Origin of the sequence: Pseudarthrobacter sp. NCCP-2145, assembly GCF_023708005.1 — a bacterium.
Taxonomy (GTDB): domain Bacteria; phylum Actinomycetota; class Actinomycetes; order Actinomycetales; family Micrococcaceae; genus Arthrobacter; species Arthrobacter oxydans.
Genome location: NZ_BRCG01000001.1, coordinates 85,316 through 104,282 on the forward strand (window position 1 = coordinate 85,316; position 18,967 = coordinate 104,282).

At 63.9% G+C, this 18,967-nt stretch carries 21 protein-coding genes; 13 read left to right on the forward strand and 8 right to left on the reverse strand.

Features of this window, described 5'->3' with window-relative positions:
- Positions 1-93: 93 nt before the first annotated feature.
- Both NFU08_RS00385 and NFU08_RS00390 read right to left on the reverse strand, forming a co-directional pair.
- A complete protein-coding gene (locus NFU08_RS00385; protein WP_174174407.1) occupies positions 94-882 on the reverse strand; it encodes a c-type cytochrome in 789 nt (262 codons plus the stop codon).
- Between the two features lie 86 nt (positions 883-968).
- Complete coding sequence (locus NFU08_RS00390; RefSeq protein WP_066275904.1) at positions 969-1,526, reverse strand: heme-copper oxidase subunit III; 558 nt, start codon at positions 1,524-1,526, stop codon at positions 969-971.
- A gap of 230 nt (positions 1,527-1,756) precedes the next feature.
- Here NFU08_RS00390 and trpD point away from each other — a divergent pair, with 230 nt between their 5' ends.
- Positions 1,757-2,812: an anthranilate phosphoribosyltransferase gene (gene trpD, locus NFU08_RS00395; protein ID WP_174174409.1), complete on the forward strand. Its 1,056-nt coding sequence runs from the start codon at positions 1,757-1,759 to the stop codon at positions 2,810-2,812.
- 11 nt (positions 2,813-2,823) lie between these two features.
- Here the strand turns inward: trpD and NFU08_RS00400 are convergent, their stop codons facing one another.
- Both NFU08_RS00400 and NFU08_RS00405 read right to left on the reverse strand, forming a co-directional pair.
- Positions 2,824-3,105, reverse strand: a complete 282-nt coding sequence (locus NFU08_RS00400) for an Lrp/AsnC family transcriptional regulator (RefSeq protein ID WP_013601017.1) — start codon at positions 3,103-3,105, stop codon at positions 2,824-2,826.
- 108 nt (positions 3,106-3,213) lie between these two features.
- Positions 3,214-3,615 carry a DUF3054 domain-containing protein gene (locus NFU08_RS00405; RefSeq protein ID WP_174174411.1) on the reverse strand — a complete coding sequence of 134 codons (402 nt, stop codon included), beginning with the start codon at positions 3,613-3,615 and terminating at the stop codon, positions 3,214-3,216.
- A gap of 73 nt (positions 3,616-3,688) precedes the next feature.
- On the opposite strand from NFU08_RS00405, the gene NFU08_RS00410 reads away from it, so the two are divergent.
- Both NFU08_RS00410 and NFU08_RS00415 read left to right on the forward strand, forming a co-directional pair.
- Positions 3,689-4,162 carry a VOC family protein gene (locus NFU08_RS00410; RefSeq protein WP_251420101.1) on the forward strand — a complete coding sequence of 158 codons (474 nt, stop codon included), beginning with the start codon at positions 3,689-3,691 and terminating at the stop codon, positions 4,160-4,162.
- Positions 4,163-4,195: 33 nt separating this feature from the next.
- The gene (locus NFU08_RS00415; RefSeq protein WP_174174415.1) at positions 4,196-4,345 is read left to right on the forward strand and encodes a hypothetical protein; all 150 of its coding nucleotides are present in this window, start codon (positions 4,196-4,198) and stop codon (positions 4,343-4,345) included.
- A 39-nt stretch (positions 4,346-4,384) separates the two neighbouring features.
- On the opposite strand, the gene NFU08_RS00420 is transcribed toward NFU08_RS00415, so the two are convergent.
- Positions 4,385-5,740: an alpha/beta fold hydrolase gene (locus NFU08_RS00420; protein ID WP_251420102.1), complete on the reverse strand. Its 1,356-nt coding sequence runs from the start codon at positions 5,738-5,740 to the stop codon at positions 4,385-4,387.
- Between the two features lie 446 nt (positions 5,741-6,186).
- Between NFU08_RS00420 and NFU08_RS00425 the strand changes: the two genes are divergently transcribed.
- The gene (locus NFU08_RS00425) at positions 6,187-6,978 is read left to right on the forward strand and encodes a BTAD domain-containing putative transcriptional regulator (RefSeq protein ID WP_174174419.1); all 792 of its coding nucleotides are present in this window, start codon (positions 6,187-6,189) and stop codon (positions 6,976-6,978) included.
- Between the two features lie 383 nt (positions 6,979-7,361).
- On the opposite strand, the gene NFU08_RS00430 is transcribed toward NFU08_RS00425, so the two are convergent.
- Positions 7,362-8,408, reverse strand: coding sequence for a M12 family metallopeptidase (locus NFU08_RS00430; RefSeq protein ID WP_251420103.1), 1,047 nt, complete (start codon positions 8,406-8,408; stop codon positions 7,362-7,364).
- Positions 8,409-8,610: 202 nt separating this feature from the next.
- Here NFU08_RS00430 and NFU08_RS00435 point away from each other — a divergent pair, with 202 nt between their 5' ends.
- The 4 genes from NFU08_RS00435 (at position 8,611) to NFU08_RS00450 (ending at position 13,727) form a co-directional block, all read left to right on the forward strand.
- Positions 8,611-10,194 carry an alpha/beta hydrolase gene (locus NFU08_RS00435; protein WP_174174421.1) on the forward strand — a complete coding sequence of 528 codons (1,584 nt, stop codon included), beginning with the start codon at positions 8,611-8,613 and terminating at the stop codon, positions 10,192-10,194.
- Between the two features lie 459 nt (positions 10,195-10,653).
- Positions 10,654-11,850 carry a type III polyketide synthase gene (locus tag NFU08_RS00440; RefSeq protein ID WP_251420104.1) on the forward strand — a complete coding sequence of 399 codons (1,197 nt, stop codon included), beginning with the start codon at positions 10,654-10,656 and terminating at the stop codon, positions 11,848-11,850.
- 49 nt (positions 11,851-11,899) lie between these two features.
- Positions 11,900-12,550 (forward strand): methyltransferase domain-containing protein, encoded by a 651-nt coding sequence (locus tag NFU08_RS00445; protein WP_251420225.1) that lies wholly within the window; start codon positions 11,900-11,902, stop codon positions 12,548-12,550.
- A 1-nt stretch (position 12,551) separates the two neighbouring features.
- Positions 12,552-13,727, forward strand: coding sequence for an NAD(P)/FAD-dependent oxidoreductase (locus tag NFU08_RS00450; RefSeq protein ID WP_251420105.1), 1,176 nt, complete (start codon positions 12,552-12,554; stop codon positions 13,725-13,727).
- On the opposite strand, the gene NFU08_RS00455 is transcribed toward NFU08_RS00450, so the two are convergent.
- Positions 13,724-14,146 (reverse strand): nuclear transport factor 2 family protein, encoded by a 423-nt coding sequence (locus tag NFU08_RS00455; protein WP_174174430.1) that lies wholly within the window; start codon positions 14,144-14,146, stop codon positions 13,724-13,726. The genes NFU08_RS00450 and NFU08_RS00455 overlap by 4 nt on opposite strands.
- Positions 14,147-14,206: 60 nt before the next feature.
- On the opposite strand from NFU08_RS00455, the gene NFU08_RS00460 reads away from it, so the two are divergent.
- The 5 genes from NFU08_RS00460 (at position 14,207) to NFU08_RS00480 (ending at position 18,089) form a co-directional block, all read left to right on the forward strand.
- The gene (locus NFU08_RS00460; RefSeq protein ID WP_251420106.1) at positions 14,207-14,881 is read left to right on the forward strand and encodes a peptide deformylase; all 675 of its coding nucleotides are present in this window, start codon (positions 14,207-14,209) and stop codon (positions 14,879-14,881) included.
- Between the two features lie 144 nt (positions 14,882-15,025).
- On the forward strand, positions 15,026-15,910 hold the full coding sequence (locus tag NFU08_RS00465) for a putative RNA methyltransferase (protein ID WP_251420107.1): 885 nt from the start codon (positions 15,026-15,028) through the stop codon (positions 15,908-15,910).
- A gap of 124 nt (positions 15,911-16,034) precedes the next feature.
- Positions 16,035-16,499: an NfeD family protein gene (locus NFU08_RS00470; protein WP_174174436.1), complete on the forward strand. Its 465-nt coding sequence runs from the start codon at positions 16,035-16,037 to the stop codon at positions 16,497-16,499.
- Positions 16,500-16,532: 33 nt separating this feature from the next.
- The gene (locus NFU08_RS00475) at positions 16,533-17,474 is read left to right on the forward strand and encodes an SPFH domain-containing protein (protein WP_066275863.1); all 942 of its coding nucleotides are present in this window, start codon (positions 16,533-16,535) and stop codon (positions 17,472-17,474) included.
- 267 nt (positions 17,475-17,741) lie between these two features.
- Positions 17,742-18,089: an RNA polymerase-binding protein RbpA gene (locus NFU08_RS00480; RefSeq protein WP_013600997.1), complete on the forward strand. Its 348-nt coding sequence runs from the start codon at positions 17,742-17,744 to the stop codon at positions 18,087-18,089.
- A 111-nt stretch (positions 18,090-18,200) separates the two neighbouring features.
- Here the strand turns inward: NFU08_RS00480 and NFU08_RS00485 are convergent, their stop codons facing one another.
- The gene (locus NFU08_RS00485; RefSeq protein WP_174174438.1) at positions 18,201-18,944 is read right to left on the reverse strand and encodes a polyprenol monophosphomannose synthase; all 744 of its coding nucleotides are present in this window, start codon (positions 18,942-18,944) and stop codon (positions 18,201-18,203) included.
- Between the last annotated feature and the right edge of the window lie 23 nt (positions 18,945-18,967).

Genomic DNA, 18,967 nt, shown 5'->3' on the forward strand with positions numbered 1-18,967 from the left:
TCGCCTCATCCTTCTCTCGTCCCGGCGGATACCGGGTTAGTTTCTAATATCAAGCTGCTGACGGATCAGCAGAAGTGTGCGGTGGCGCAGGTGTCAGGATGTCCGGGAGGTCAACCAGATCGTGAAAGCGATGATGACGCCAAGGCCGGCGACCCAGACAAACAGGCCTTCAGCCACAGGCCCCAAGGAGCCAAGGTCGGCACCGCCCGGGGAACCGGTGGTCTCGATCTGCTTCAGGAAGGTGATGATGTCGCGCTTGTCTTCAGGAGTGATGTTGGAGTCGCTGAACACGGGCATGTTCTGGGGACCCGTCACCATGGCCTCGTAGATGTGCTTACCCGATACATCTGCGAGGGCGGGTGCGAACTTACCTCGGGTCAGGGCGCCACCGGCAGCGGCAGCGTTGTGGCACATGGCGCAGTTCACGCGGAAGAGCTCGCCACCGGCTGCGGCGTCGCCGCCTTCGTCAAGCAGGCTTTCTTCAGGAATCGCCGGGCCTGCGCCCAGGGAAGCGACATACGCTGACAGCTGGTTGGTCTGCTCATCGTTGAACTGAACAGGCTTCTTCATCGCCTGGGGACCGTTCATCTGCATCGGCATGCGGCCGGTGCCCACCTGGAAGTCAACAGCGGCTGCTCCCACACCAACAAGCGACGGACCCGCGTCGGTGCCGCTGGCACCCATGCCGTGGCACGTGGCGCAGTTGGCGGCGAAGAGCTTGCCGCCCTCCTCAACGTCGTCGGCGCTGTAGGAGGTGGTGGAAGCCTTGGCCTCGTTGACGGTGGTAGCCACGGCGTAGAGCCCACCCGTGATGAGGAGCCCCATCAGGAGCAGCGCTATTGCTGCAAGTGGGTGACGCCGCTTTTGTGAGAGTGCCTTCACGTGGTGGTTCCTTTATTCGATCCTGCGCCGGCTCCGGGAGCCGCTACCTGAAATTCTGCCTCTTGTAGAAAAAGAATCAAAGCTGGCTACTTGAGTACGTAGATGACCAGGAAGAGGCCGATCCACACGACATCCACGAAGTGCCAGTAGTAAGAAGTGACAATCGCCGAAGTCGCTTCGAAATGCCCGAACTTCTTCGCGGCAAAAGACCGGCCCATGATGAGCAGGAAGGCAACGAGCCCGCCAATGACGTGCAGGCCGTGGAAGCCGGTGGTCATGTAGAAGGCGGAGCCGTAGGCGTTGGAGGAGAGCGATACGTGCTCAGAGACCAGCATCGCGTACTCGGTGGCCTGCCCGGCGACGAAGAAGGCACCCATGAGGAAGGTCAGGGTGAACCATTCGTTCATTCCCCAGCGGGCGAACTGGAACACACCCCCGGTCCTTCGCGGCTGCAGGCGCTCGGCGGCGAAGACGCCCATCTGGCAGGTAAACGAACTGGCCACGAGGACAATCGTGTTGGCAAGCGCGAAGGGGAAGTTGAGCTTGGCTGTCTCGTCCGCCCACATCTGTGCGCTTGTGGAGCGCAGTGTGAAGTACATGGCGAAGAGACCGGCAAAGAACATCAACTCACTCGACAGCCACACAACGGTTCCAACGGAAACCATGTTGGGGCGGTTCAGCGTGGGGTGCGCCGGGGTACTGGGGGCATGGGTCGCAGATGTCACATAGACATTATGTCTGTAAAAGTCCGTGCTGCCCAACGCAAACCGCCCTTTTCGGGGGACTTTTTCTACAAAGACGCGAATTCGCGCGGAAAAGTTCCCGCAGGGGTTCATATTGGTCAGTCCGCGCCAACGCTCGATAGCATCAGGAGGTGACTTCACAGGCTTCCGCACCGACCGGCAACTCTTGGCCCCGCCTGATCTCGGCACTGATCAGCCGGACAGATCTCACTGCCGACAATACGTCGTGGGCGATGGACACCATCATGTCCGGGGAGGCCACGCCGGCGCAGATCGCGGGATTCCTTGTCGCCCTCAGCGCCAAGGGTGAGACGGTGGAGGAGCTCTCCGGCCTGGTGGATGCCATGCTTGCCCACGCAAACCCCATCAGCATTTCGGGCGAAAAACTCGACATCGTCGGCACCGGCGGAGACCAGTTGAACACGGTGAACATCTCCACGATGGCGGCCTTGGTCGCTGCCGGCGCCGGCGCCAAGGTCGTCAAGCACGGCAACCGTGCGGCGTCGTCGTCGTCCGGTTCTGCCGACGTGCTGGAGGCCTTGGGTGTCCGGTTGGACCTGACCATTGATGAGGTTGCCCGCAACGCCGAGGAGGCGGGGATCACCTTCTGCTTTGCGCAGGTGTTCCATCCGTCGTTCCGCCACACCGCGGTCCCCAGGCGGGAACTGGCTGTTCCCACGGCGTTCAACTTCCTGGGCCCCCTCACGAACCCGGCCAAGGTGCAGGCCTCAGCTGTGGGCGTCGCCAACGCCAGGATGGCGCCGCTGGTGGCGGGCGTCCTGGCGCAGCGGGGGAGCAGGGGACTGGTTTTCCGGGGCAATGACGGCCTCGATGAGCTCACCACCACCGGGCCGTCCACCGTCTGGGAGATTCGGAACGGGGCTGTGAGCGAAATGACATTTTCGCCGCAGGACCTTGGCATCAGCCTGGCAACGGTGGAGCAACTTCGCGGCGGCAACGCGGAAGTGAACGCGGCGGTTGTCCGGGACGTCCTTGCGGGCAAGGAAGGCCCCGCCCGTGATGCCGTTTTGCTTAACGCTGCCGCTGGACTGGTGGCCTTCGACGAAAACGCCGACGGGCCCTTCCTGGACCGGATGAGGACGGCCTTTGTCCGTGCAGCCGAATCGATTGATTCCGGCGCCGCCGCAGCTGTCCTGGAGAAATGGGTTTCCCTTACCGCCCGCTGAGGGCGGCTTGCCTACTGCTCGAAGCCCAGGGAAAACGCCGCGTCCAGGTCATGCTGGGAGTAGGCGCGAAAAGCAATATGCGTCGTGGTGTGGACGACTGCCGGCACTTTCGAGAGCCGGTCTGCAATGACATCGGCCAGGTCCTCGTGCCGGTGCACGCGGGCGACGGCAATGAGGTCCCATTCGCCGGTGACGGAATATACCTCGCTGATGCCCTCGATCGCCGAGATCTCCTCGGCCGTCTCGGGGATGCGGGCAGCGTCGGTCTTGATCAGGACGAATGCGGTGATCACGTTGAACCCTTTCGGATCTGTTGCGCCGTGGCAGTGCCCGGCCGGCTTCTGCTGCCAGCCTATTACATCAGCACCGGGGTGCTGCTGGAGCACACCGCGTCCGGCCGCTTACGTACGGCGGCGTCGCCTCGCGCCTGCAAGCAGCAGACGATAGCCAACCAGCAAGACTCCAAGGCTGAGCAAAGCAACGATGACGAACGGGAGCACTACGGTTTGCCCCGTCACGGCCCTCAGGGTCATCCCGCCCGCCACGCTGCCGAGCCACACGGCAAGCCCGGCCCGGCGCACCGACAACGGGTCCCGCCATGCCCTTGCCACCAGCCACCCCAGGGCCGCGCCCGCGAGGAACGGCCAGGCCGTCTGCAGGACGCCGGCCAGAATGTCGCCGCGCTGGTGTGCGTCGCGTCCCACAGCTGCGAACACCAGGATCAGGACGACGTCGGCTGCTGCGGCACCGAGCAGCAGGGGCATGGTGGGCGGCTTTGGAGCTTTAACAGCGCGGGGACTCATGGATTCGAGCCTAATGCCAGCCGTTGTGCGGTGTGGAATGCGGCACTAGGCTCGAGCCGGAAGGGAGCCACGTATGCCACGGAAAATCGGTACCTGCCTCTGGTTCGAGAACCAGGCGGAAGAAGCGGCACAGTTCTACACTTCGGTCTTCGACGATTCGAAAATCCTGAACGTTTCGCGCTTCGGGGAGGGCGGACCGGGTGTGGCAGGTGAGGCTATCGCCGTCGACTTTGAACTTGAAGGCCGCGGATTCACTGCGCTGAACGGTGCGCGGGGCTCCAGCTTCACGGAGGCTGTCTCCTTCGTGGTGGACTGCGAGGACCAGTCCGCGGTGGACCGGTACTGGGAAGCACTTACCGACGGCGGCTCCGAAAGCCAGTGCGGCTGGTTGAAGGACCGCTTTGGAGTGTCATGGCAAATTGTTCCGTCGATCCTGCCGTCCTTGATCGCCGGCCCCGACCCGCACGGCTCGCAGCGGGCGATGCAGGCCATGCTGGGTATGGGGAAGCTGGACATCGCGGAGCTCCAGAGGGCCTATGACGGCTGACGCCGCCGGTGCGGCGATGACAAGGGGAGCCCTGTGAACAAGCCGCTCTGGATCTGCTCCCTGCTTGGCGCCGCCGTGGGCATCACCCTTGGGCTGGCTGTCTTCGACAGCCCGTTTCTCGGTTTTGCGCTAGGTCTTGGCGTCGGAGCGCTGGTAGGGGCCGGAATAGGATCCAAGCGCTGACCCGCCCGGCTGCGTTCCGCCTGCCCGGGCAGAAACTCGTTATGCGGTGCCGGCAAGAACAGTGTCCCGCATGTAAGCGACGAACTTGCCGGGCTCCTCGAACAGCGGCCGGTGCCCCGATTTCCCAAATTCCACCACCTCTACGCCGGGCGCAGCGAGAACCGATACCCATTCGCGGAATGGCTCAACCCGGCCGCGCGCCTCATGCGCGCCCTGGACGAAAAAGACAGGGATATCCAGCGAGACAGCTGTTTTCCGGAAGTCGGTGTCCTGGAGTTGCGGGTAGAGGACCGCGAAGGTGTCCATGAACGCGCCGAGCAGATGTACCTGGTCGGTAAAGGTGTATTCGGGGACGAGGAAGTTCTCGGAGAACCCGCCCTCACCTTCCGAATTGCCGGTGTGGTCGTAGGGGTAGACAGCATATTCATGGGACAGTGCGGTTTCGTAGTCGAGCATCCTCCTGTAGGGCGGGGGACCGATGTCCTCCAACTGACGGGCCAGTTCCTGGCTGTTGGTCTTTTTCGCCCAGTCAAGGGTGTCCTGGTAGAAAATCCGGTCGGTCTCGAGGGGACTGACCATTTGACCCACCCCAATGAACGCGCGGTACAGTTCCGGGGCCCGCTGTACGGCAATGACGCCGTGGATGGTTCCGCCGGACTGGCCCATGAGATATATGCGTTCCTGGCCAAACCGATCCCGCAGGTAATTGGTCACCGTAAGCGTGTCCTCGATGTATCCCTCCAGGCTAAGGGTGGAGGTTGGGTCAAGGTCCGGGTAGGACGTGCCGGTGCCGCGCTGGTCAAGCGTGGCCACAACAAAGATTTCTTCCAAGGCAGGGAGATGGTTGCGCATGGCGCCGAATTCGGATCCACCAGGGCCGCCGGCCAGGAACAGCAGGACCGGATTACGCGTACTGGCGCCGCGCAGCATCAGGCCCAGGTCCTTGTCCCCGGACCGCACAGAGCTAAGCTCTGCAATGCTTCCGGCCAGCGGTTGGCCGTCAGGGCCCACCAAAGGGGCGGTCGATGCCGGCCGGGCAATCACGGCAGCCAACGCTAGGAGCGCCAGGCCGACGGCGACGCCAGCGGTTCTCCGAATTCCGCGCCAAAGTGCTGCGTGGCGGCCGGGGGAGTGCTGACCGGACCGCTTAAGTGCGGCGCCAAGGGCCGCGCCGAGAATCATGGGCGTGAGGCCGAGAAGGGCGTGGAAACCGCGTCCTACGATGAAGGCAAGAAGGCCGTAAGGGCTGGTCTGGACACTGTCCACGGTTGGTCCATCAACACCCATGCGGGTTGCTTCAAACACGGCGACGGAGACGGCAGGTGAAAAGAGCATCGCCCAGCGCGACCGCATCAGTGCTCCCGCAGAAACGCCCACGAACAGGCTGACAGCCATGGTTGCCAGTGCTTCCGCTGTTGTCAGCGGGCCCCGAGGCATCAACCACCCGGAGAGGAGCCCCCATCCTCCAGCCAGGGCCACAGCAATGGCCGGCCCGGTATACCTGCCGGACATAATCTTGCCGGGATACCCGGAGGAGCCTTTCCAGGGTGGCCGTTGCGTCGGTGATCCGGTACTGGGCACTGCTTGCAGCCTCCTGGCCACGTTGCTTCAGGGTCATCCCATGCTCTTGCACGGACATCCAGCATGCGGCTTTGTGGCCACAGCAGGCAGAGCCAAAAGTCCCGAGGTAGGCCGCACGGCGCTGGCTGTCCGTAAAGCCATACCGATAGCGGTCTCTCCCCTTGGAAAAAGGGGACAGAACACATTGACAAGGGCAAACGAAATGAGGATCCTCAGTTCTACTGATCCACCACATTTAGCTGAACCGAAATCAGGTTCCCATGGACGACGACGGCTATGGAGAATTGAAACTGGACCTGCTCGGGTCCTGGCGCCTACGCCAGGACGGCGTCGTTGTCCACGTCGCGACACGGCAGCAGAGGCTCATCGCGGCCCTGGCCATTAAGGGCCCACGTCTCCGGAGCTATCTCGTAGGGCTGCTGTGGCCCGAGTACCCGGATTCCAAAGCCCTGGAAAGCCTGCGGGTCAGCGTCCATCTGACGTCCCGGCAGGTGCCGGGACTGATCGTCAACGAGGGCAGGTTGCTGTCCCTGAGCGACCGGGTTGAGGTCGATGTGAACCGGATCCGGGAACATGCGCGAACGCTGGGCCAGCCCGGCACCGTTGCAGGCGCCGCCTCCCTGCTTGGGGAGCTGCGTGATGCACCACTGCTTCCCGGCTGGTATGAAGACTGGGTGGTGTTTGAACAAAGCCGCCTGCAGCAGGACAGGCTGCAAATTTTCACGGATATCGCCGCGAGGTCGCTCACATTGGGGGACTACGGAACGGCAGGGGCAGCGGCAGAGGCGGCGGTGGGCATCGAACCGCTCTATGAGAACGCCGTCGGACTCCTGATTCGGGCAGAACTGCAGCGAGGCAATCCGGGGGCCGCGTTGCGGGCCTATGAGCGGTATCGGCAGCAACTGCAGGAGGACATGGGGCTGCTGCCCGCGGAGCCGGTCAGGGAACTCCTTGCCCCCGTCCTTGAACGCCGGGAGCGCGTGGCGAAGGAGCGCCTAGTTCCGGCCGGTGACCCCTGGCTGGGCGGCGAGCCAGTGCTTAACAACTTTTAGAACTTCCGCTGGGTCGGCAGTAGAAACAGTGTGCTGGCCGCGGCCGGCTGTCTGCCCGTAGGTAATTCTTGCCCTGAAGCCCTGGGGATGGCCCGGTTCATGCCAGGTGCGGATAATCAACAAACCTGTCGAGGGGAGCTCCGGATCGGCACCGGACTCACCAGCGGGCTCGGACCAGCTGTGCTCTTGCATCGCGCGGTCACGCCTCCCCGGGTTGAGTTCAATGCCTGGGAGGGCCAGGGCATACGCCCGGGCCCATCCTATTGCCGCCCGAAACTTGTTTTCCCTGGCGGGACGTCTGTTCAGGTGTTCTGATCTTGCTGGAGGAAAATCAGGAGTTGGCCCGCGTTTCCGAAATTTTGGCGCAAGAATGGCCGGGGCGGTCACCAGTGCATGACAGCGGTCTGTCCGGACTCTCCGGCCCAGTACAGACGGACACGCACCACGTACCGCCTGCCCTGGAACAGCTTCGCGGATACCCGTGAGTTCCGGTCTTCTCCGCTGTCATCGTCCCCGGCGACGAAGCGCAACCCGCCCTGCACTTCCTCGAACAGGACCAGCACGGTATCGGCTGCACCGAAGGTGCCTATCTCGTACTTGCGCGAGGCCTGGGGCTCCAGCGCAAAGTCAGCCTGGCCGCCGGGAACCAGGGAAAGCGGCACCGATTGGAACGGGTGGAGAACAGGCAGCGTGGGGTGCAGGGCGGGAAAGAACTTCCGCACCCATTCCTTATCCGCGTTGGACAGGCCGCCCGGCGGATTAAGCCCCGATTGGAATCGCGCAGGTTCCTTGATCAACCCGGCGGGGAACCAATACTCCATGACCGAATCAGGGTCCCAGGACGACCCGTCGACCTCGCTGGTGTCAATCTTGCGGAGCACATTGTGCAGTGTCTGCTCCGGCGGCCAGTGGTTGGGCGCGCCGCCGAAGTATTCGTACACCTTGGCTTCGTCCCAGACGATGCCGGAAAAGGGGTTCTGGTGTTCGTGCGGCAGGCCCAGGGTGTGGCCGATCTCGTGAAGTGCCGTGGTGCGGCCGTATTCATCTGTGAGATCCCAGCCAAAATTCATGGTGGGCTCGTTGGCGCTGATGCCCAGGACGTCCCGCCCGACGTACGACCATGAGCCGTCGCCCTGGTCAAAGGCGATCCGGACTTCCGCTTCGCTGCGGTCTGCCACTTCGGAAAACTCCAGGCCGATGCCCAGGTCCTTCCACTCCTTGAAGGCTGTGCGGACTGCTTCCTTTTGTGGCGCAGGCGCGGCCAGGAACCAGTAGTGCAGCACGGTGCCGTTGACCCATTTGAGCCTTAGCAGGCGGATGAGGCGCTCTCTGCGGGTCGACAGATCCGGACGGAGAACCGGACGGGTTTGGGGCTTTTCGTCACAGTGGCGGCCAGCTGGCTGGTCATTCACGGCTACTCGGTCATCCACGGCTGGCTCCTCGAAAGCTGGTCACTTCAGACCAGTACACTGCGGTGCCGTTACGGCCGCGTTATCGCGGGCTGCCTGCAGCTGGTGGAAGAAAAAGGGCCGCGCGGTAACGCGGCGGTAACGCCTTCAGTGGTCCACTGCCCACAACAGGAGCTTCTCTTGGCAGAAAGATCCGGATTCGTTGGTGCAGGAAGGACGAGGCATGGGATTCCCCGGCGATGATGGCAGGCTTCCGGTGATTTATGTCCGCGGTTTCGCCGGGACAGGCTCTGCCATTAACAATGCAGTGGATGATCCGTTTTACGGGTTCAGCCAGGGCTCGGTCCATGTCCGTGCCGACGGCAACGGACGGGCAAAGTTCCACCAGTTCGAGTCCCCGATGCTGCGGCTTGTCACCGACCACAAATACGAAGTCCCCGTCCACGGCGACCAGTGGGCCTTCTTGAACAGCGTGGACTCCGGCTCGGTGAACCCGGCATCGGTATGGATCCACCGGTTTTACGATGACTCCGCAGACACCTTCGGCGAGGAGGGGGAGAGCTTCTCCTTCGAAGACGCCGCCCGGGATCTTTTTGAGCTCATCAAGCTCGTCCTTGAGAAGACCGGTGCCCCCAAGGTTTTCCTGGTGGCCCATTCGATGGGAGGGCTGATCTGCCGCTCACTGTTGCAGCGCGTTATACCGGAAACCCTTGCCGCCACAGAGGGCAAGGTCGACCCGGCCGCCGGGGCAAGGTACGTGGCACGGGTGTTCACCTATGCCACACCGCATGGCGGAATCCGCTTCGCCGTCGGCTTTGGCCTGCTTGAGAAAATCCGTGACGTCCTTGGTGTTCAAGGGGCAGACATTTTTGGACCGGACAGGATGTATGAGTACCTCACCCCGCCCGCACTCAGGCGGAGACTGACGCGGGAGGCTTTTGTAGGAACGCAGATGCCGGATGACGGTTTTCCGCTGGATGAACTGTTTTGCCTTGTTGGCTCCAATCCCGGCGACTACGACGTCGCCTTGGGCCTTTCGTCCAAAGCGGTAGGAGCCCGAAGCGACGGCCTGGTCCAGATAGACAATGCCGCTGTCCAGGGTGCGCCGCTGGCGGTGGTGCACCGAAGCCACAGCGGCCGTTACGGCATCGTCAATTCGGAAGAGGGATACCAGAACCTCCAGCGCTTCCTCTTCGGCGACCTCAAGATCGAAGTTGAGCTGGCAGGGTTCACTGTCGGCAAGGAGGCCCCGCCTGAGGTCGAGTTCCAGCTTGATGTTGGCCTGGCCATTCGGGGGCTGCCGGTAATGGTCCACGAACAGAGTGCCGCGCACTTCTGTCCCGTCCAGATCGAGCATTGGAAGGAAGGGGACCCGATCGACTCGCCGTTGCCGCTGCTGACCACTTTTCTTTCCTCGAAAGCACCGCGGCCGCGGGTCGGCGGGAGGGAAGTGCCCCGGCTCCGTCACGCGCTCAGGCTGCGGTTGATGTCCATCAGGGAAAAGGAAGGACACTTCTTCTTTGATGACCATTTGGAGCAAACCGAGGACTGGCAGGACACCCTGGTGGTCGACATCGAACCTCCGGGCAAAGACCGGCCGCTGCCCAAAGCATGGGCAGCCTGGAACAGCGCCATTCCCACAGCAGTCCGCGACTGGAATCCCGAGGACAAGGACCAGTTGCGGGACATGGACGATACTCCCGGCCGCTGGCGGGGGCACATCGGCGTTCCGGACTTTGCGAAGGACCTTCTGGGTGCCAAGGCTGGAATCAACCTCACCGTGACTCCGCGGACCCTGGTCCTCTGAGGCCATCCCAGCCCGAGGCAGACGCGGCTGCGGGGGAGCGGCGTGTCCCCCCACAGAATTTTTCGAAGGCGTGTCGCTCCTGGCTGTACCCGCTGTGTCCCGAACGGGCGCTCGGGCGAACACACTGCTGCGGCAAGATCAGTGGGCATTCATTAGTCCGGAGACATTACGACGGCGCGCGGTCGCCTTTGGAATGCGTTCGGCCAAGTCACGTTATGTGAGAGTTCCGTCGATGGCCGGAAGGCACAGGAACAGGGGAGGTCAACTGGCCGGGGGCGGACCGCCCCGTACCTCTTCCAAAGTTTTACTTTACATAATGTGGATTATCGGCGTTGTCTCAGTCACCACGGAAGCGGCCGGATCCGCCACGCCGGCGTCTCAGAGAAACACTCAACAAGTCCGCAGGTCAGCGCCTCGACCACCGTTGCCTTTATCCCGCGGCTCGCTAAGAATGAACCAATGACGGTCTACGTGCGTTCACTTGAAACTGCGGTTCCGAAAACGATGCTGATCCAGTCCGAGGCCCGGGACGTTTTTGCGGCGCAGCCCGGACTGACCCGGCTCGGTTCGCGACTGGTGGGCACATGCTTCGATGCGGCGGCCATCGACACCCGGTTTACGGCCGTTGAGGAAATGACCAACGATTTCCAGGCCGAGGACCCGCAGTTCTACGACGCCGCCACCGGCCTGCTGCTGAATCCCAGCACCAAAGTGCGCAACGAGATCTTCGGCCGGGAGGCCACCAAACTGTTCGTCGCCGCTGCCCGCGCCGCCGTCGAAGCCTGCCCGGAACTCGATTTACTTGACATAACTCATCTGGTGACCGTCTCCTGCACGGGTTTCTTCAACCCCGGGCCCGACTACAAGATCGTGCGGGAACTCGGCCTGGACCCTGCCGTCCAGCGATACCACCTCGGCTTCATGGGGTGTTATGCGGCCTTTCCAGCCCTCCGCGCCGCCAAGTCGTTCTGCGAGGCCGACCCCAACGCGGTGGTCCTGGTTGTCTGTGCGGAACTGTGCTCGCTGCACGTGCGCACCTCCAACGATCCGGACACCATCATGGGATCGGCGCTGTTCGCGGACGGCGCCGCGGCCGCCGTCGTGACAGCCAGGCCGGGCATGGAGGACAAAGCCCTGCTGCAACTGGATCATTTCGAAACCGTCCTCACGCCCGTCGGTGAAGACTCCATGGCATGGAACATCGGCGACAACGGATTCGAGATGGTCCTGGGCAATTACGTTCCGCACATCATTGATGACCACATCGTTGGTGCGCTCCAGCCGCTCCTGGCCCGGGAGCCGGAACTCGCGGCACTCCCCTACTCCGCCATCCGCCATTGGGCCATCCACCCGGGCGGCCGGAGCATCCTGGACAAGGTCGAGTCCCGGCTCGGCCTGACGGAGGAACAGCTGGTCCCGGCCCGTGAAATCCTCAGGAACTACGGGAACATGAGCAGCGCCACGGTCCTGTTTGTCATCAAACGCATCCTGGAACAGGCGCCCGAGCCAGGAGACGAACGGATCTGCTCCATGGCGTTCGGTCCGGGGCTCACGGTGGAGACAGCGCTGTTCACCAAACTGCGGCAGGCCCCGCGCCCTGCACCGGAAGAACACAACGGGCAGGAGCGGCTGGCGGCGGAAGCTCCGGTGGCCTGACCAGGTGGACTTCCTGCTGCGGCAGCGCGACGCCGGGGCCACGGAGATCATGGACCTGCCCGACTGCGACCCCGAGGCCCTGGACAATACCTACAGGCAGTTTGCCCTGGTGAACCGCGTGCTGTCCGGATGGCGGCGCCTGTACGTTCGTGAACTGCGCCCCTTCCTTGCAGCCACCTCCCGCCCGGGAACGCTCCTGGACATCGGGTCGGGAGGCGGCGACCTCGCCACCATGCTGGCGCGCTGGGCCGCACGCGACCGGCTCGCACTCCACATCACAGGCATTGATCCGGATCCCCGCGCCGCCGCCTTCGCCCTCCGCAGGACTGCCGTTCCGGGCGTCAGTTTCCGTCTGGCCCACAGTGCCGACCTCGTACAGGAGGGCAGGCAGTACGACTTTGTGATCTCGAACCATGTCCTCCACCACCTTGATGCCGGCCAGCTCCAGGAGCTGCTGGCGCACTCGGAAACGCTTGCCCGGAAAGCAGCGCTCCACAACGATCTCCGCCGCAGCCCCGCCGCCTACGCCCTGTTCAGTGCTGCAGCACTTCCTTTCCGCCACTCTTTCATCCGCGCGGACGGGCTGACCTCCATCCGCCGGAGCTATACGCGCGCGGAACTAAGGGCCCTCGCTCCCCCGGGCTGGGCGGTCCGGACCGGCAGCGCCTTCCACCAGGTCCTCGAATACCAGGGGAACTGACATGGCTACGGACGTGGTGATCGTTGGCGGCGGACCGGTGGGCCTTTACCTGGCCGCTGCGCTCCTCCAGGAGGGAGTCTCGGTCCGCATCATCGAACAGAGGACGGAACGGAACATCCATACCCGCGCCATCGGAATCCACCCGCCCGCCCTCGACGCTCTGGACCAGGTACAGCTGGCCGCCGCCATGGTGCAGGAGGGGGTACCGATCCGTACAGGCCTTGCGGTCAGCGGCGGACGAACAGTGGGGAGCATGTCCTTCGACGGCGTATCCGCAGCCTTCCCGTTCGTACTGGCCCTTCCCCAGCACCGGACAGAACAGCTTTTGGAGGATCGCGTCCTTGCCCTCGACAGCGGGGCCATTGTCAGGGGCGTCAGGGTTACGGGACTGCACGACGACGGCGCAAGGGCCGCCGTCGTCGTCGAACCTTCCGCTGGAGGGACGGGACCGCGGGACCTCACGGCGTCCTATGTGGTCGCCGCCGACGGCGCGAAATCGCGGATGCGCCAGGTGCTTGGCGTGCCCGTCCGCACCAAGGCCTATCCGGACCACTACCTGATGGGCGACTTTGCGGACTCCGGACACCACGGGCAGATGGCAGTCCTGTACCTTGAATCCGGGGGAATCGTTGAGTCATTCCCGCTGCCGGCCGGTCTGCGGCGGTGGGTGGTGCGCCTCGGCAAGCCGGCGGAGGCGGCAGACGCCCGCCGATTGGCCCGCCTGGTGCTGCAGCGGACGGGAATCCTGCCGGACGTGGAGACCAACACCATGCTGAGCGCGTTCAGCGTGCGGTCCGCCCTGGCCCGCCGCACCGTGGCGGGACGGGCGCTGCTGATCGGGGACGCTGCGCACGAAATCAGCCCGATCGGCGGCCAGGGCATGAATCTTGGCTGGATGGCTGCCCGGGCCCTGTCGCCCCTGATCCGCCAGGGCCTGGCAGGAGAGCCGGTGGAAGAGGCACTGAAGGAGTTCGAGGCCCGGCAGTGGCGGGCCGCCGTCATCGCCAGGCGCCAGTCCGAAATCAACATGATGCTGGGCCGTCCCCTGCCGTCGCCCTTCCTGCAGCTGCGGAACCTGGCCATTGGCACCGCCGCATCGGTTCCGGCACTTAACCGGTGGACGGCCAGGCGCTTCACCATGCAGCAGCCACGAGCGCCGGAAGGGCACGCCCGTTAGGAACTACCGCGGAAGTAGCAGTCGTAGCTGTCCTGGCTCACAATCCTGCCGTCCCTGACCTCGAAGACCGATGACGTCCTGGCTCGGATGGTCTCTCCCCTGTCCCAGTACGGCAGATCCAGCAGCACTGTCGCCGACCAGTCCGCCTCCACCGCCACCCTCCCGCCTTCACAGGTGGTGCGCCTGATGCTGAACTCCTGGTCTGACACCACCTCCGAACTCTGGTCGGCACCGGCAAGGACAGAGGCCAGCGTCCGGGTGGAACCTTCCGGAGCCAGGAGGTGCGGCGCTTCGACCAGCACGAAGGATTCCGCCAGGAAGGGCCGGAGCTCAGCGGATCCGCCGCCTGCTTCGAGGACCCGGATGAATCCGAGGACGCAGTCCAGTGCGGGGGTATTCAGGGAGGGGTGTTCAGCCATGGAAAAGACACTAGCCCAGGCCGGCGGGCAGGACCGCACACCGCCAGTAGGCTTTTCCCCATGAGCCAGAATCCGCCGGAGACCACCCTCAGCGACGAACAGATCAGGGAGACTGTGGAGCAGATCCTGTCGGCGGGGACGCTGCCGCCCATCGTGCAGGCCGGGCATCCCGCCCTGCGCCGGCGCGCCGCCGCTTTTGACGGGCAGCTGTCTCCCGGCCAGCTGGACCGGCTCATCGAACTCATGCGGCAGGTGATGCATGAGGCTCCGGGAGTGGGGCTGGCAGCGCCGCAGCTCGGCATACCACTCCAGATAGCCGTCATTGAGGACCAGTACGACGTCGACCCCGAGGCGGCAGCGGTGCGGAAGCGGAGTCCCTTGGAGTTCATGGCGCTCCTGAACCCCCGGTACTCCCCGCTGGGCACGGAGCTGGCGTCCTTTTATGAGGGTTGCCTCTCCCTGAACGGACTGCAGGCAGTGGTTGCACGGCCCGAAAGAGTCCTGCTGGACTTCCAGGTGCCGGATGGCTCACGGGCACAGAGGGAGTTCTCAGGCTGGCAGGCCCGCATCGTGCAGCACGAGACAGACCACCTGAACGGCGTTCTCTACATTGACCGCGCCCAGCTGCGCTCGCTCAGCAGCAACGCCGAGTACGCCGCCCACTGGGCTGAGCCCGGAATCGGCAAGGCGCGTGAGGGGCTTGGGTTCGGCGACGGACCCGTCACCCTCCTCTGATCAAGGTACGGCTGTCACAGGTATGGCTGTCACAGGTACGGCTGTCACAGGTATGGCTGTCACAGGTACGGCGAAGGCAGCCATGCGCAGCACCCTTGCCTCTGCCCGCCGGGCAGCCCTGTAGACAGCCTTAAGATAGTGGCTATGCCTTCCCCCGCGGACCTCCCGCTGCTGTGCCCTGTTTGTTCCCAGCCGTTGGAGCGGGTGGGGCCGGATGCCCCAGGACAGAGCCGCCTTCGCTGCAGCTCCGGGCACAGCTTCGATGCGGCCCGGCAGGGCTATTACAACCTGCTCGTGGGCAAAGGCACCGCCTTCGAGGCTGATACCGCCGGGATGGTGGAGGCCCGGTTCAACTTCCTGGCGGGCGGGCACTACCGGCCCCTCGCAGAAGCCGTAGCGGCCGCCGTCGTACCTTCCCTGACCTGCAAACCCGCCGTCGTCCTGGACTCCGGAACCGGAACCGGACATTACCTGCGGGTCCTGCTGGACCACGCGGCAGCAGCGGGCCGGAGCGTAGCCGCCGTGGGCATGGACATCTCCAAGTTCGCCCTCCGGCGCGCTGCCCGGCTCAACAGCGAGGCATTGAACCTGGTCTGGGACGTGTGGCAGCCGCTGCCGGTGGCCGGCAATTCGGTCGACGCCATCACGGTCATATTCGCGCCGCGCAATGCCCCGGAGTTCGCCCGTGTCCTGCGGCCAACGGGCCGGCTGGTGGTGGTCACGCCACGCTCCGGGCACCTCGGCTCCATTGCCCGCATCACAGGCATGCTCGGTATTGAAGAAGGCAAGGACAGCCGGCTGGCTGCGGCGATGGCCCCCCATTTCACCGCCGCGGAAACCCTCGACATCGAATTTCCCTTATCGCTGACCCGCAAGGAAGCAGCCGACCTTGCCTTCATGGGACCCGCAGGGCACCACCTCGACCTCAGTGCCATCGCAGGCCGGCTCGAGAACGAGCCCGGGACCATTCACACCGAGGCAAGGTTCCGGCTCACTGTCTTCCGGCCCGCAGAGCCCCCGCCAGGGTAACGACTTGGCCACTATCCCCCCACACAAGTGCAGCGCCCCCCATAAGGCGGACGCCAGCACTACGATGGAAGGACAGTTACTGGCCGGCCCTGGATGGGGCCTCCCGTAGCGAAGGGGGAGCACGATGTTTGAATGGTTGGGCGAAAACTGGTGGGCACTGTGGCTCTCGGCTTTCCTCGCTTTTGCAGTGATCGAGATGATCACGCTTGACCTTTTTTTCATCATGCTTGGTGGAGGTACCCTCGCCGCCATGGTGGCGGATTTCGCCGGCGCGGACCCCTGGCTGCAGATTGTGGTTTTCTGCGTCGTTTCCCTGCTCATGATTGCGTTTGTCCGGCCTGTGGCCCTGTCCCACCTGAAGAAGGGGCCGTCCGAGCAGCGGACCAATGTAGACCGGCTGATCGGCGAGCAGGCAGTAGTGATGGAGCCCGTCTCGTCCGACGGCGGCCTGGTGAAAATCGGCGGGGACATCTGGAGTGCGCGCTCCGCGGCGGGGGTCCTTCCCGCCGGACAAAAAGTAGTCGTAGCCGCGATAGACGGCGCCACTGCCGTCGTCTCGGCGGCATCGGAAGCCGACGGCAAGTCCTGATACAGCCTGATCAATTGGGGAAAAAGGAGATGTATGGATAACGCAGGAGGAGCCGCACTCGCCATAGTGCTGGTGGTCCTGATCGTGTTTGTGATTATCGTTCTGGTCCGTGCGGTCCGGATCATTCCGCAGGCCCGCGCGGGAGTAGTTGAGCGGCTGGGCAAATATCAGAGGACGCTTAATCCGGGACTGACCATCCTGATACCTTTCGTTGACCGGCTCCTGCCTCTGCTCGATCTTCGTGAGCAAGTGGTGTCATTCCCGCCGCAGCCCGTCATCACCGAGGACAATCTGGTGGTCTCCATCGACACCGTGGTCTACTTCCAGGTAACTGATCCGCGCGCGGCCACGTACGAGATTGCCAACTACATCCAGGCCGTTGAACAACTGACCACCACTACCCTGCGCAACGTCGTTGGCGGCCTGAACCTGGAGGAGGCACTCACCTCCCGCGACCAGATCAACGGCCAGCTCCGCGGCGTCCTGGACGAGGCCACCGGCCGGTGGGGAATCCGGGTTTCCCGTGTGGAGCTGAAGGCCATCGATCCGCCCCACTCCATCCAGGATTCGATGGAGAAGCAGATGCGCGCCGAGCGCGACCGGCGCGCGGCCATCCTTACTGCCGAGGGAACCAAGCAGTCAGCCATCCTGACCGCTGAGGGCCAGCGCCAGGCCTCGATCCTTGCGGCTGAAGGTGACGCCAAAGCGGCAATCCTCCGTGCTGACGGCGAAGCGCAGGCCATCCAGAAGGTGTTCGACGCCATCCACAAGGGCAATCCGGACCAGAAACTGCTGGCCTACCAGTACCTGCAGACACTGCCCAAGCTGGCGGAGGGCTCCTCGAACAAGCTGTGGATCATTCCCAGCGAGGTCGGCGAGGCACTCAAGGGAATCGGCAACGCACTGGGCGGGACTACCCCTGAATCCGCAGGCGGCCTGTTCGACGAAGTCGGGGCCAAGCCGTCCGAACCCTAGAACCCGGCACCCGGCACCCGGATTCAGCATCCTGGCCGGCCAAGAGGGAGGGATCCGCTTCAGGGCGGGTCCCTCCTTTTGGCTGTTCCACCGGGATGCCGGTATAATTGTGTATTTGTCCGGCCGGAGCAGATCCGCTGGAACAACAAAGCTTCGCGATGCGTTGAATCTAGAGATGCAGCACAGAGCACACAGTAGTCCGGCGGCGCTTCGCCGCCACCGGCTAGCGCGGTGTTGTACACCGCGAACCGACCAGAGGGAGAAATCATGAGCGATCGCAGCCTGCGGGGCATGCGCCTTGGTGCACAGAGCATGGAAACCGAGTCCGGAGTAGAGCCGGCTCCGCGCCAGCGTGTTGAGTACCGGTGCGAGGACGGCGAGCAGGTCTTCGTCACCTTCTCCTCAGAAGCGGAAATTCCCCCTGTCTGGGTTTCCAAGACCGGCAAGGAAGCGCTCCTGGTTGATGGCGAACGGCCCGACACCAGCAACGACAAAGCTGTCCGTACCCACTGGGACATGCTCCTGGAACGCCGCTCGCTGCCCGAGCTTGAGCAGATCCTCGAAGACCGGCTGACCATCCTGCGCGAACGCCGCGGAGAGCGCCGCTCCGCCTAGAGGTTTTGGACTGTTGCTCTGACAGAAAAGGGAGCCGCCCCTGCACTTTCGTGCGGGGCGGCTCCCTTTTCCGTTGGTTGAGCCATCCGCCGTGGCGGCGGTGCTGTAGCCCTAGGAGCGGCCGGATGCCTTCTTGCGGGTCAGCGTGTTCCAGCGTGCCTGCAGGCCCCACTTGGTGACGTTGATCATGGCCTCCACCACGATGTTGCCGCTCATCTTGGAGGCTCCAAGTTCCCGCTCAACAAAAGTGATGGGCCGTTCCTCGATACGGAGTCCCATCCGGGCCACCCGGAAGGCGAGGTCCACCTGGAAGCCGTACCCGACGGAATCCACCTGGTCCAGGTTGAGCTTCTCCAGCGTTGTCCTGCGGAACGCGCGGTACCCGCCGGTGACATCCTTGATGTTCAGCCCCAGCATGAGGCGGGCGTAGGTGCTGCCCACCCGGGAAATGGCCTGGCGGTACAGCGGCCAGTTCACGACCTTCCCGCCGGGAACCCAGCGGGAGCCCATGGCAAGGTCGGCGCCCTGCTCCACAGCTTCCAGGAGCTGGGGAAGCTGCTCCGGCTGGTGGGAACCGTCCGCGTCCATCTCCACCAGCACGTCATATCCGGCGTCCAGGCCCCACCTGAAGCCGGCAATGTACGCGGCTCCGAGCCCTTCCTTGCCCTTCCGGTGCAGGACATGAACCTGGGAATCCTCAGCGGCGAAACGGTCCGCGAGCTGGCCGGTGCCGTCAGGGCTGTTGTCATCCACCACCAGGACGTCCGACGCAGGAACTGCCGCGCGAAGCCGCTCAAGGGTCTTGGGCAGCGATTCCAGTTCGTTGTAGGTGGGAATGATGGTGAGGACTCGCACAGGGGGCCTTTCCTGGGGGAAAT

Coding starts and splice junctions, on each gene's coding strand:
- NFU08_RS00445 (WP_251420225.1), top strand. CDS start 11,900: ATGGACCTGCCCGACTGCGACCCCGAGGCCCTGGACAATACCTACAGG.
- NFU08_RS00420 (WP_251420102.1), bottom strand. CDS start 5,740: ATGGCTGTCAGCCTGTTCGTGGGCGTTTCTGCGGGAGCACTGATGCGG.
- NFU08_RS00475 (WP_066275863.1), top strand. CDS start 16,533: ATGGATAACGCAGGAGGAGCCGCACTCGCCATAGTGCTGGTGGTCCTG.
- NFU08_RS00460 (WP_251420106.1), top strand. CDS start 14,207: ATGAGCCAGAATCCGCCGGAGACCACCCTCAGCGACGAACAGATCAGG.
- NFU08_RS00480 (WP_013600997.1), top strand. CDS start 17,742: ATGAGCGATCGCAGCCTGCGGGGCATGCGCCTTGGTGCACAGAGCATG.
- NFU08_RS00455 (WP_174174430.1), bottom strand. CDS start 14,146: ATGGCTGAACACCCCTCCCTGAATACCCCCGCACTGGACTGCGTCCTC.
- NFU08_RS00450 (WP_251420105.1), top strand. CDS start 12,552: ATGGCTACGGACGTGGTGATCGTTGGCGGCGGACCGGTGGGCCTTTAC.
- NFU08_RS00410 (WP_251420101.1), top strand. CDS start 3,689: ATGCCACGGAAAATCGGTACCTGCCTCTGGTTCGAGAACCAGGCGGAA.
- NFU08_RS00465 (WP_251420107.1), top strand. CDS start 15,026: ATGCCTTCCCCCGCGGACCTCCCGCTGCTGTGCCCTGTTTGTTCCCAG.
- NFU08_RS00470 (WP_174174436.1), top strand. CDS start 16,035: ATGTTTGAATGGTTGGGCGAAAACTGGTGGGCACTGTGGCTCTCGGCT.
- NFU08_RS00425 (WP_174174419.1), top strand. CDS start 6,187: ATGGACGACGACGGCTATGGAGAATTGAAACTGGACCTGCTCGGGTCC.
- NFU08_RS00435 (WP_174174421.1), top strand. CDS start 8,611: ATGGGATTCCCCGGCGATGATGGCAGGCTTCCGGTGATTTATGTCCGC.
- NFU08_RS00405 (WP_174174411.1), bottom strand. CDS start 3,615: ATGAGTCCCCGCGCTGTTAAAGCTCCAAAGCCGCCCACCATGCCCCTG.
- NFU08_RS00440 (WP_251420104.1), top strand. CDS start 10,654: ATGACGGTCTACGTGCGTTCACTTGAAACTGCGGTTCCGAAAACGATG.